9 protein-coding genes are annotated in these 13,085 nt (G+C 46.3%); 7 read left to right on the forward strand and 2 right to left on the reverse strand.

The features are described from left to right. Window positions 1–9 precede the first annotated feature (9 nt). Together H509_RS0109145 and H509_RS0109150 are read left to right on the forward strand one after the other, a co-directional pair. Entirely contained in the window at window positions 10–990 is a 981-nt protein-coding gene (locus tag H509_RS0109145) for an ABC transporter ATP-binding protein (RefSeq protein ID WP_028544821.1), read from the forward strand. Then, the gene (locus H509_RS0109150; protein WP_028544822.1) at window positions 990–1,964 is read left to right on the forward strand and encodes an ABC transporter ATP-binding protein; all 975 of its coding nucleotides are present in this window, start codon (window positions 990–992) and stop codon (window positions 1,962–1,964) included. Before H509_RS0109145 ends, H509_RS0109150 begins: the two co-directional genes overlap by 1 nt. A gap of 204 nt (window positions 1,965–2,168) precedes the next feature. Here H509_RS0109150 and ilvD read toward each other — a convergent pair whose 3' ends face one another. Both ilvD and H509_RS0109160 read right to left on the reverse strand, forming a co-directional pair. Next, a complete protein-coding gene (ilvD, locus tag H509_RS0109155) occupies window positions 2,169–3,854 on the reverse strand; it encodes a dihydroxy-acid dehydratase (RefSeq protein WP_028544823.1) in 1,686 nt (561 codons plus the stop codon). 382 nt (window positions 3,855–4,236) lie between these two features. Then, window positions 4,237–5,328 (reverse strand): acyltransferase family protein, encoded by a 1,092-nt coding sequence (locus tag H509_RS0109160; protein WP_051286915.1) that lies wholly within the window; start codon window positions 5,326–5,328, stop codon window positions 4,237–4,239. Between the two features lie 269 nt (window positions 5,329–5,597). On the opposite strand from H509_RS0109160, the gene H509_RS0109165 reads away from it, so the two are divergent. The 5 genes from H509_RS0109165 (at window position 5,598) to H509_RS0109185 (ending at window position 12,821) form a co-directional block, all read left to right on the forward strand. Next, the gene (locus H509_RS0109165) at window positions 5,598–6,344 is read left to right on the forward strand and encodes a YwiC-like family protein (RefSeq protein ID WP_028544825.1); all 747 of its coding nucleotides are present in this window, start codon (window positions 5,598–5,600) and stop codon (window positions 6,342–6,344) included. 121 nt (window positions 6,345–6,465) lie between these two features. After that, window positions 6,466–7,437, forward strand: coding sequence for a sugar kinase (locus tag H509_RS0109170; RefSeq protein ID WP_028544826.1), 972 nt, complete (start codon window positions 6,466–6,468; stop codon window positions 7,435–7,437). A gap of 204 nt (window positions 7,438–7,641) precedes the next feature. Continuing rightward, window positions 7,642–8,337 carry a bifunctional 2-keto-4-hydroxyglutarate aldolase/2-keto-3-deoxy-6-phosphogluconate aldolase gene (locus tag H509_RS0109175; protein WP_028544827.1) on the forward strand — a complete coding sequence of 232 codons (696 nt, stop codon included), beginning with the start codon at window positions 7,642–7,644 and terminating at the stop codon, window positions 8,335–8,337. A 998-nt stretch (window positions 8,338–9,335) separates the two neighbouring features. After that, a complete protein-coding gene (locus tag H509_RS0109180) occupies window positions 9,336–10,337 on the forward strand; it encodes a 2-oxoacid:acceptor oxidoreductase family protein (protein WP_028544828.1) in 1,002 nt (333 codons plus the stop codon). 177 nt (window positions 10,338–10,514) lie between these two features. Then, complete coding sequence (locus H509_RS0109185; RefSeq protein ID WP_028544829.1) at window positions 10,515–12,821, forward strand: thiamine pyrophosphate-dependent enzyme; 2,307 nt, start codon at window positions 10,515–10,517, stop codon at window positions 12,819–12,821. Window positions 12,822–13,085 lie beyond the last annotated feature (264 nt).

Here is a 13,085-nt window from a genome sequence, read left to right on the forward strand (position 1 = left end):
GAGGACGTTATGGCTAACAACTTGGTTGAATTCCGTAATCTGCGTACGAACTTCTACACGAGTGGTGGTGTGGTCAAGGCCGTAAATGATGTCAGCTTCGCGATTAAAGAAGGGGAAACACTTTGTGTCGTCGGAGAATCCGGCTGTGGTAAAAGTGTAACCGCGATGTCCCTCATGCGCCTTGTATCGCCTCCAGGTAAGACAGAAGGCGGGCAGATTTTATATAATGGTGAAGACTTATTAACATTAAAAGAACGTCAAATGCGTCATATTCGTGGGAATGAAATTGCGATGATCTTCCAAGAACCAATGACATCCCTTAACCCGGTGTTTAAAATTGGCCAGCAAATTTCTGAACCGCTTATTATCCATAAAGGGATGACAAAAAAAGAAGCAAAGAAACGTTCTATCGAACTGATCGAATTAGTAGGCATCCCACGTGCTGCTCAAATTTTCGATTCTTATCCGCATGAATTGTCTGGTGGTATGCGTCAACGGATTATGATCGCGATTGCATTAAGCTGTGATCCGAAGCTGTTGATCGCCGATGAGCCGACTACAGCGCTCGACGTGACGATCCAAGCTCAGATTCTTGACTTGATGCGTAATATTAAGAGTGAATTTAAGACTGCAATTATGCTGATTACACATGATCTTGGTGTTGTAGCGGAAATGGCTGACCACGTAGTCGTTATGTATGCGGGTAAGGTGATTGAAGAGGCTCCTGTACATGAATTATTCCGTAATCCTAAGCATCCTTATACACAAGGCTTGCTTCGGGCTAAGCCGATTATTAATCAACGCCAGTCCCGGTTGTACACTATTCCAGGTCAAGTGCCTAACCCAGTATCTCTAGGAAACAACTGTTATTTTAATGATCGTTGCGAACACTGTATGTCGATTTGTGTGGACAAACAGCCACCACTTAACACGTATGAGAATCGCCACAAAGCTGCTTGCTGGCTTTATGAGAAAGGTGGGGAAGCATAATGACAGAGCCATTATTAGAAGTTAATCATCTTAAAAAATACTTCCCTATTCAAGGCGGCATTATGCAGCGTACAGTGGGTCATGTCCGTGCAGTTGACGATATTACGTTTACGCTTAACAAAGGGGAAGCACTTGGACTTGTTGGCGAGTCTGGTTGCGGAAAATCGACCACTGGTCGTACAATCTTACGATTGCTTGAAAAGACGGAAGGTACCGTTAAATTTAAAGGTACCGACCTGCATGAGTTATCTCGCAAGGAACTTCGTGCGATGCGTCCGAAAATGCAATTGGTTTTCCAAGATCCTTACAGCTCCTTGAACCCTCGAATTAATGTGGGTACAGCAATCGGGGAGGCGCTTGTTGATCATGGACTCGTGTCCAAGCATGAGATTCGTGATCGTGTAAAAGAAATATTGTCTATTTGTGGTCTTGCACCATACCATATTGATCGTTATCCTCATGAGTTCTCAGGTGGTCAGCGTCAGCGGATTGGTATCGCACGTGCGCTTATTATGAATCCAGAATTTATTGTGGCTGACGAACCAGTATCTGCATTGGACGTTTCCATTCAGGCACAGATCATCAACTTGCTGAGTGATTTGCAAGAACAAAAAAACCTAACTTATTTGTTTATCTCACATGACCTGTCGGTCGTTGAACACTTATGTAATCGGATCGGTGTTATGTACTTAGGCTCTATGGTAGAGATGGCACCGCGTGAAGAGTTGTTTGCTAGACCGCTTCACCCGTACACAAAGGCATTGCTTTCAGCAATTCCAGTACCAGACCCGACACGTAAGTCTGAGCGTATTGTACTTCAAGGAGATATTCCAAGCCCGGCGAACCCGCCTAGCGGCTGTAAGTTCCATACTCGCTGTCCGTTTGCCAAAGAAATTTGCAAGCAGCAAGTACCAAAGTATGAGGAAATGGCGTCAAACCATTTCGTAGCTTGTCACTTTGCTGGTGAATTTTAATACTGACTTTATGAATAAAACACTCCTTTTCGTTATAGATGACGAAGAGGAGTGTTTTTTTACAGTTAAAACGTATATAGTCATAAAAAATGTCCCTGATTACTCTTGGTTGGAGTAATCAAGGACATTGTATTTCCTAACGACAATAGGATGATAACGATGCCGGGAAAGGCAAACTTAGAACTCGTAAGATGAAGCTCCTTACTAAACTTTTAATACACCGCCTTGGCTGGCGTTCGTTACTAGCTTGGAGTAGCGAGCTAACAATCCGGTCTTAACTTTAGGCTCAAAGCCTTTCCAGTTCGCTCTGCGTTGCTCCAGAACTTCATCCGATACTTGTAGCTCAATCTTGCGGTTAATCAAGTCTAGGTCGATGATGTCTCCATCCTCAACAAAGGCGATAGGTCCACCTTCCGCAGCTTCTGGCGAAATATGGCCGATGCTAATGCCGCGAGACGCGCCGGAGAAGCGTCCGTCTGTAATGAGACCGACTTTGGCGCCTAATCCCATACCGACAATCTGTGATGTCGGCGCAAGCATCTCTGGCATGCCTGGGCCACCTTTAGGACCTTCGTAGCGAATAACGACGACATGACCTTCTTTAACCTTACCATTTGCAATGCCTTCAAGTGCCTCGTCCTGTGAATCAAAGCAGATTGCCGGACCTACGTGGCGGCCGCCAACAGCTTTATCCACCGCGCCCACTTTAATGATGGCGCCTTCCGGTGCCAAATTACCAAACAATACAGCAAGTCCGCCTTGCTCGGAATGAGGGTTGTCGAGCTTATGGATAACGTCAGTATTTAGAATCTCACAGCCAGCTACGTTCTCACGCAGCGTCTTACCTGTCACCGTAATACAGTCACCGTGCAGGGCACCTTCTTTATTAAACAGCTCATTCAGGACGGCGCTCACGCCACCAGCTTCGTGAATATCCTCGATATGATAATCGGATGCTGGTGCTACCTTGGACAAATGAGGAACACGTGATGCGACCTCATTAATACGCGCAACAGGATATTCAAAGCCTGCTTCATGTGCGATTGCGAGTGTATGCAGGACGGTATTCGTGGACCCACCCATTGCCATATCTAGTGCAAACGCATTGTCGATCGCCTCCATAGTGACGATATCACGCGGCTTGATGTCGAGCTTGATGATCTCCATTAACTGTTTTGCTGACCGTTTGACAAACTCGCGACGTTCCGGGGAGACCGCTAGAATGGTACCATTTCCAGGCAGTGCAATACCGAGTGCTTCTGCCAAGCAGTTCATCGAATTGGCTGTAAACATGCCAGAACATGAGCCGCAGGTCGGACAACCATATTGCTCCAACTCTAGCAGACCTTTGTCATCGATCTTGCCAGCTTGATACGCGCCCACCCCTTCAAATACGCTTGACAAAGAGATGGAACGGCCATTGGAATCCTTGCCTGCTTTCATTGGCCCGCCACTTACAAATACAGTCGGTATGTTGCAGCGCAGTGCGCCCATAATCATACCTGGCGTAATCTTGTCGCAGTTCGGGATGCAGACCATACCGTCGAACCAGTGCGCAGATACAACTGTTTCTACAGAATCTGCAATAATATCACGGCTTGGAAGTGAATAACGCATGCCAATGTGACCCATGGCGATGCCGTCGTCTACACCGATAGTGTTAAATTCAAACGGAACACCGCCAGCTTCGCGAATGGCGTCTTTTACGATCTTGCCGAATTCTTGAAGGTGGACATGTCCAGGGACGATATCGATATAAGAGTTGCATACGGCAATAAACGGCTTATCAAAGTCTTCTTCCTTAACACCAGCTGCACGGAGCAGGCTGCGGTGTGGTGCACGGTCAAAGCCTTTCTTAATCATGTCTGAACGCATCTTAGGGGCTGACATAGTTATTCCTCCACTTCTCTACTTCATAGCATTAACGTATGAATTGTGTATATTATGATGAGTCTATCATAACTAACGTGCTTTTTCTAGCGACTTCCACATGTAAAATAGAAAGAAATTGTTATAGCTTTCCCTCAGATTTTCATGGGGATCGTGAATGTAATATATGATGCGATTTGAATTGCTGTAGGCGAAGCTGCTAAATACGACAGGATTTATAACGGTAGGGATACGTTGAGTTCTTATGGATGCATGCTTACACGTAAATAAATGACACAAGAGGCACAGCATGTGCTGAGCCTCTTGTGCAGGAGTGAAGCGTATGGTGTATGTGAAGCATTCGTTTGGGTCACGCATCGAGGGTGAAGCGTTAGCGGGGGAGCTAACTATGCTTCATGCGCCGACGCCAAGCGTCGCGTCGTACCCAGCCGAATACAGCTTCTCCGTTAGGTTCAATCAACGGGTGAGCGATGTTACGTACGATAGGTTGCGCGAGAAGAACTGTGCAACCTATGGAAAACATAATGAGTAAGGATACGGCAATTCCGCTTGTGACGTGCTGATAAAGGCCAAAGTATTCTGCAAACCTTACGATCAGACCATGCAGCAGAAAGACGTACAAGGTTCGTCGTCCCAAGTCGGTGATGGCGCAAATGCGCTGCGGCACCCAAGCCAAAAAGGCAATTGAAGCAATGAACTCAACCAAATATATAGCAAATCGAAGTGCGATTGCTGATAAGCCGTTCGAAGTCCAGCCCAGTTCGTAGAAGGTCATATTGTTCATAAGCCAAATAGGTTCAATCTGTGGTGCCAGTAAATATAAGCCTATTAGCAGTCCAGCGGAAACAAGAGCTCCCATCAATCGAATCGGGATAGTCACACGTTGGCGAAGAGACGCCAAACTGCAAGAGTAACCGATAACGAAAAATGGCAGATAGACGAAGGTTCGTGAAATCGCAAACCAGGCACCGCCAAACGGGATAAAGCCAACTAACACACCGAGTGCAATCGACCACAGCACAGGGTGCTTGACTCCGTTGTGGATAAATACGCGTAGTACTATTCTCCAGACCAAATGTCCAATTAGAAACCATAAGAGTAAATAAGGGACAAAGAAGGAGTGTGTAACACCTGGCACACGGAACAAGAAATAATCCAGTAGCGAGTAGATCGATTGAAACACTATATATTGCAAGGCGATCTGCCGCAAAATACGATTACCCTTCTCGCTGAACAAATTAGACCGTGCAAAATAACCGGTAACACCAACAAATAAAGGCATGTGGAACGTAAATATCCACAAAAATAAAGCTTTCATTTCCGGCATTGCATGAATTAAGGGTTCAATTGCGTTAGCGACAAATACAGTAACGATAAGCAAAAATCTTAAGTTTAAGCCGAAAGTCTCTCCACTCCAAGGGGACTTTATCGGCGCGTTGCTAAGCATGGGATGCTGCAACTTGCGTTCCCACATGTTCGTATCCTCCTCATGATGAGCCCAGGCCACGCGCAGGATTTCTCTATTTTTTCGTTCCTCATTTTGAGGTTTATTTTATCTACCCACAAGATAGCATATGTTTTTGTGATGATTTGTGATATTCGTCACAATATAATACTCGTTTCATAAAAGACAGTTGACAGAAGTTTGAACGTTCATTTATTCACTTAGACAGAAGCAACCGCTTCTATTAATATAGAGGTAATCAGCGGAAAAATAGAGTGCAAGGGGAGACGAAATGGCAAATGGCATTACAAGCAAAGAATAACAAACAAAGTGCTATGTCTATCATTCCAAACCAGCATGGTGCATGGGCGATGTTGATCATTCCTTTTCTACTGGGGATGCTTGCCGCAAAACCTAATTGGACGCATTTGTGGCTGGCTATAGCTTGGTTCTCAGCTTATTGTGGCTCATTTGCTTTCCTGCAAGGCGTAAAGACTAGTAAATATGCAGCATATAAGAAAGCATATCTCGTATGGGGGACTATGCTGCTTGTGTCCGTTATCATCTTGTTAAGCTGTCGTGTGGACATCTGGTGGATGGGAGTAGTTATGCTGCCGTGTTATCTCGTCCATATGTGGTTTGCGAAACGCAAACATGAGCGTCATTTTGTAAACGATGCGATTGCTGTATTACAATTTTGCTGGATGCTGGTCATCGCTTTTGAAGTTGGCGGAGGTACAGCATGGAGTTTGGCATGGCGTTTATGTGCAGCCTGTGTACTTTATTTTGTAGGGACAATATTTTATGTGAAAACGATGATCCGTGAAAAGGGAAACAAAAATTATTATATCGGTTCAGTTACGGTGCATATTGTGGCAGGTATTGCTGTGGGATTGTTATTGTCGCCTTGGTTGGCGCTTCCTTTTGGAGTTTTATTTTTTCGAGCTGTATGGATGCCCTGTCAGCGCGTCACGATTAAGCAGGTTGGCATCTCGGAAATTGTATTTAGTGTAATGACGGCATGCTCGCTTGTCTTATGTATATAAGGAAGAAATGCTGGGATAAGCAGCAAATTGTCAGAATGTTGTAGAAGATGTGGATTGACGATATTTGGAAGCGCGTTTAAACTAGAGGGCATAACAACGGCTGTGGGGAGGGCACATCGGGATGGAAGCGTTGTCAGATCAAGTCGTAACGCCTGACGTCGTTACGTTTGGGGAATCGATGGCATTGTTCAGTTCCGCAGATACACGAGGGCTGGAATATGCGCAAACGGTTATGAAGTCTTTTGGTGGAGCAGAAAGTAATGTGGCGATCGGCTTGTCCAGGCTGGGCCACCGTGTTGGATGGTTTAGTCGGCTTGGGCTTGATCCGCTAGGCCGTTATATTTTGAAAGCGGTACGCGGAGAAGGCGTTGACGTGTCCCGTGTTCAATTATGTGAAGATGAGGCAACAGGTGTGATGATGCGTGAAGCGGTTGCTGGACGTTCCTCTGTGTACTACTATCGCAAGCATTCGGCTGCAAGCCGCCTGAAGCCTGATGATTTGGATCAGGACTACATTCGTTCGGCGAAGCTGCTCCACGTAACAGGTATTACGTCTGCATTAAGCAGCAGTTGTGCGGACACGGTCCAAGCCGCTGTTCGAACCGCGAAGGACGCAGGTGTTAAAGTAAGCTTCGATCCGAACCTGCGCTTGAAATTATGGTCGATCGAACAGGCGCGGGCGGAACTGCTTCCGCTGGCGGATGAGGTGGATTATTTTTTGCCTGGTCTGGATGAGCTGAAGCTGCTCTACGACACAGAGGATGAGCAAACGATCTTTCATCGTTTGGGCCAATTATCTGCGACTTGTATTGTAAAAGGCGGACTTGGCACGAACTATGTCGTACGTGGCTCACAAGTAAGCCGCGTCCCCTACACACCTGTTCAGCACGTGGTGGATACGGTCGGAGCGGGTGATGCGTTCTGCGCAGGTTTGCTATCAGGAATCGTTCGGGGATATGACATTGTGGAGGCAGTGCAGTTAGGCAATGTCATGGGGGCGATGGTTGTGCAGTCTTTTGGTGACTGGGAAGCGCTGCCTACATGGGCGCAAGTGCAGAATAAGCTGAATCACGCTGTACATATTGAGCGCTAAGCCCTTTTTGAAAGGATCTCTACTGTAAGTTTGCCAGTACATGATGAGGTTTGGTCGTTTTAACACTACAACTAGAATAATAGGATGACGAATGCACGAGCTTCTATTTGTCATACGAAATCATCAGGAGATTTACACGGTTTGGTTACGAGTATTTCGCTTATACAGACAGACTCATTACTTATGGGAAGAGGAGTGTCAGAGATGAACAAAATTCGTTTGCTACAGCAAATTCAAGCATGTGGCGTAGTTGCGGTGCTGCGTGCAGATTCAGCAGAGCAAGTTGTAGAGATGGCAGAGGAGGCAATAGCCGGAGGGATCAAAGTCATTGAAATTACACTGACGGTTCCTCGTGCATTACAAGCAATTGAGCAATTGCGAACTCGCTATTCAAGCGATCCGAACAGCCCGCTTTCATTTGCGATTATTGGTGCAGGCACTGTACTTGATGCGTCTACGGCCCGTGCCAGCATTCTTGCAGGTGCGGAATTCGTGGTTGGTCCCTCATTGCAAGCCGAGACAGTGAAAATATGTAATCTGTATCGTGTTCCAGTTCTGCCAGGAGTCATGACGATCGCTGATGTGCAGCAAGCGTTGGAACTGGGTGTTGATATTGTGAAGTTGTTCCCTGGAAATCTGTACGATCCGTCTATTATTAAGACGATGAAAGGACCTTTGCCGCAAGCCAATTTTATGCCAACTGGCGGTGTTAATGTGCAAAACTTGGCAGACTGGATTCGTGCAGGAGCGGTTGCGGTAGGAATTGGCTCGGATTTGACCAAGGACGCCGTAGCTACTGGTGACATGTCTCATGTCCGACGTCAAGCTGAACGTTATATGGACGCTTACCGCCAAGCGATCGGCGTTGAAGCCCCACTTGCCGGAACGATACCTGGCTAAGGATCGGCCCCGTCTATAATATTGTGCATTGTCATAAGCTGTCTCGTCGATTATCGGGGGACAGCTTTATTTTCATTGTCGAACTATCCCCACAATCAAATCGAGCTAAGCCCAAAAAAGAATGTATCCATTTCATCCTGCTGCGTTCTTGAATTAGGTGGGTCCTCCATAGCTTTGCAATTTTTAATGGTGTACTGTTATGTACAGACTCTAGGCCTGTTTTTACAAGTAACAGTGACCGTCGTATACTGCGAGGCATAATATAGGCATAGGCATAGGCATAGGCATAGACATCGGCATCGGCATCGGCTACAGGGCTTGAGCCCATTTTCCAGCGGTGCGGCCAAGTGCACTTATGGCCTGTTATAGGAACATGGACGGCTGCATAGCAGTTCAGGATGATACGATTAGGTCAAAGGTATACATGAGAGAAACAATGCGTAAGGCAGTTGCAATCGGCTGCATAAGCATACGACACAATATATAGAGGAATAGAGCAGGAATTCGAATGTTGACGTCGAATAATGCATAAGAGTAATAACTAGTAATTATAAGAGATGTAGCAGTCCATCCGCCCATCCTATCGTTCTGATGACAGACAAGGCGCCTCGATGATCCAACACCAGTGGAAACTCGTGCGTCTTTTTGACTATTAGGCATATGCACACATTCCTCCACCCTACCAGAAACCTCTATTGTTAACGCAAAATAGTACCGTCTAGTCGACTTCTTCAGGAACTTCAAAATTTGATTTCTTCATTTTCACATTACCGACATAGTGTAATCGCGATCACGTGACTTGAATCACACTACTAAACGTCTATTTGGGTTACCATTTTGTCAGTCTATTACAATTTGGTTTGACCTGTCCTCGTTGCGGAGCGTCTCCTGACACGTGTGCAGAAGTTCGGAAACTCATGCAGCAGACAGATAATGATATATGATTTTACTATTCTTGGCCTATTCAGGCAGAGGAGATCGGAAAGGAGATCCACCACATGGTCACATTGCCCAAAGTGAACGAGCTTGGCTTCTTCGAGATTCGACTTGAATCTATAGGAGGGTTAGGTGCCAATCTGGCTGGCAAAATGCTGGCGGAGGCAGGGGTTACTGGCAGCGGATTAAATGGTGTCAGCTTCTCGTCATATGGTTCGGAGAAGAAGGGCTCCCCGGTGAAAGCACACATTCGTTTTTGTATGCCAGACACACTTATTAGAGATACAACGCCGGTTGAACGCCCGCATATTGTAGGTATATTTCATGAAGCGCTTTACAAGACGGTAAACGTAACAAGTGGTGTAACAGAGGATAGTCTTGTGCTCGTTAACTCCGCCAAAACACCGGAGCGATTGTTAGAAATGCTACGTTTGCCAGGAGGCAATATCGCCGTTATTGATGCGACAGGCATTGCACTTGAGGAGAAGAATCGGGCCAATATGGCTATGCTTGGTGCGATGTTCCGCTTGTGTGACTTTTTGGATGCGGAACAGATGAAAAGTGTAATCCGTAAGTCGCTGGAGAAGAAGTATCCGCAGTCAGTTCAGCCTGCGCTTAACACTTTCCAACGCGGCTATGACGAAGTGAAGTTCAGTGCTTTTCCAATAGCAGCAGGGATTGTGCTGCCAAAAGCTGTACGCTGGGATACGCCTGTATTGGGATACGAGACGCAGCCGATCGGCGGTGTAGTTGTCAACCCAGGGAATTCGATATTAAAAGATTTGAGTATTTCTCGCGCAGGCATGATGCCTCATTTTGCAGATGATAAATGTATTCATTGTGCTGCCTGCGACAATGTATGTCCAGATTTCTGCTTCGTATGGGAAGAGAAGCAAGACAAGAAGGGTCGCCCGCAGATGTTTTTGCAAGGCATCGACTATCAATACTGTAAAGGCTGCTTGAAATGTGTATATGCTTGTCCTACGGAAGCGCTTTCAGATGCGCGTGAGGAAGATGGGTACGCTGATGAGCATCGAGTGCCGCATCAATTTACGCTCGTATAGGCTCATTTAGGCTCTTTTAGCTGATTTCACATTTGGCGTTTTTGAGGATATTAATAGGCACCTATATTATACAGCGGACTACTACTCAGGTTGAAGATATGGCGATATAAATGTAGAAATAGACGAAATAGACGATATAGACGCAGTAGCACAACGATTAAAGGGGGATGAGGACCCATGGCAATCGAATACGACAAAGAAGTGAAAATAGGGACCGTGGAACAACGGATGGTGTATGAATCCGGTAACGAGATGGCTGCATATGCAGCGCATCAAATAAATTATCATATCATGGGGTATTATCCAATTTCGCCATCAACCGAGGTGGCGCAATTTCTGGATTTAATGAAGGCCAATGGGCAGCATGATATCAAGTTAATCCCTGCTGACGGCGAGCATGGCTCAGCAGGCATATGTTATGGTGCCTCCACGGCAGGCGGAAGAGTGTTTAATGCAACAAGTGCAAATGGATACATGTATATGCTGGAGCAAATGCCTGTCCAGTCAGGTACTCGTTTTCCTATGGTTATGAACTTGGTATGCCGCTCTGTGTCAGGCCCGCTTAATATTCATGGAGATCACTCCGATTTGTACTTCTCACTTAATACGGGCTGGCCTACGTTATTGTGCAGAGATCCGCAAGCGGTGTATGACATGAATATTATGGCGTTGAAGCTAGCGGAGGACCCCGAGGTACGCTTGCCTGTGCTGGTGGCATTCGATGGATACTTTACGTCGCACCAAAAGCGTCGTGTGCAGACGTTTGCGAATCGCGAGGACGTGGCTTCGTTTGTAGGTGAGAAGCCGATGGACGGTTTTGCTGATACATTGGATCGTAACCATCCAATTACAGTAGGACCATACATGAACGAACCTGATTATATTAATAACTGCTATCAGCAGTCGATGGCGATGTATAAAGCAGGTGAAGTATTTGAACGTATACGCAAGGAATATTACGCATTAACAGGGCGCGACTATCCTATGCTTGATCTGTACCGGATGGATGATGCCGAAGTTGCTGTATTCTTACTGAACTCATCCGCAGAAATTATTAAGGATGTCGTGGATGAATTGCGTGAACGTGGAATTAAGGCAGGTTCTATCTCGCCAAACATAATCCGACCGTTTCCAGCGAAGGAGATTGCTGAGGCGCTCAAACATGTTAAGGCGATCACTGTAGGGGATCGTGCAGACGCCTACGGCGGACATGGCGGCAATATGCTGCTGGAGATCAAGTCAGCGCTATTGACGTATAACAACCGTGATACGCTTGTCGTTGGTCGTATTTATGGACTTGGGGGCAAGGACTTTTACGCTGAGGATGGTCATGCGTTGTTTGAAGCGGCTATTGCTGCGGCAAACACAGGTGTGGTGGAGAAGCCATTTGATTACCATGGTCATACACCAGGTGAAGCTTCTAAAGCGCCGCAACGTGTGTTAGAGCCGATGAAATATGAGGATTTGAATACAGGGCTTATTACAGTCACACCGGATGAGACCAACGGTAAGCTTAATGTTCGTATTCCACCGCTGCGTAACCTTACACGGAAGCCGAAGCGTATTGCACCTGGACATGGTGCTTGCCCTGGATGCGGTATATTCTCTGGTTTGGAACTGTTCTTTAAAGGTATTGAAGGTGATATCGTTACTTTATTTCATACTGGGTGTGCGATGGTCGTAACGACAGGCTATCCGTATTCAGCTCACAAAGCTACTTACATTCACAATTTGTTCCAGAATGGAGCGGCTACGTTGTCTGGTGTAGTCGAAATGTTCTGGGAGCGGAAGCGGCGTGGAGAACTGGACCACCTTAACTTGCCTGACGACTTTACATTTGTTATGGTAACTGGCGATGGTGGTATGGACATCGGTATGGGGCCTGCAATAGGCGCCGCGCTACGTAATCATAAGATGATTATTTTAGAGTATGATAACGAAGGTTATATGAATACGGGCGCGCAGCAGTCGTACTCGACTCCGCTTGGACATCGGACGTCTACTTCTAACGTCGGCTCGGTTCAAAAGGGTAAGCTGTTCCATCATAAGGATACTGCCCAAATTATGGCTGCGACTCATATTCCATATGTGTTTACAGGCAGCGAATCGTTCCCGCAGGACTTGGTGAAAAAGGCAGCAAAGGCGCAGTGGTACGCGCAGCATGAAGGACTTGTTTATGGCAAGATTCTCATTGCTTGCCCGTTGAATTGGCTTTCAGATGATAAGCTTGGCACTGACATTGTCAACTCAGCCGTAGATTCTTGCTTCTTCCCGTTGTATGAGGTGGAGCGTGGTATTACAAATATTACGTACAATCCTGAAGATAAGAATAAGAAAGTACCTCTTTTGGAGTGGCTAAACAAGATGGGCAAAACTCGTCATATGGGCAAGTCTGAAAATGCCGCTGCACTGCTGTCATTTGAGCAGGAAGTGGAGCGACGTTGGAATGCGCTTAAAGCTAAGCATGAAAATCCTTATTTGTAGTCGATAAAATGCCGAAATAACCTCGTCACGACAGCAGTTCTATATTGCTGATTGGGATGAGGTTATTTTGCGTGCGAGGCGTGTAAGCGAATAAGCCGCAAAATCAGCCTTAACGAGTAAAAGGAGAGGCGGAATTGGCGAAATAAGCAGGAAAAACGAGCTTAACAGGTGTGGAGTATGGGGTGGGTGTGAGGAAGGACAGATGGGTGAGCATGGTGAGAAGGTAGAGTAAGGGCAGAGAAGAGAGCAAGCAGAGAAGGGTAA

The organism is Paenibacillus taiwanensis DSM 18679 (assembly GCF_000425125.1).
Classification (GTDB): domain Bacteria; phylum Bacillota; class Bacilli; order Paenibacillales; family Paenibacillaceae; genus Paenibacillus_B; species Paenibacillus_B taiwanensis.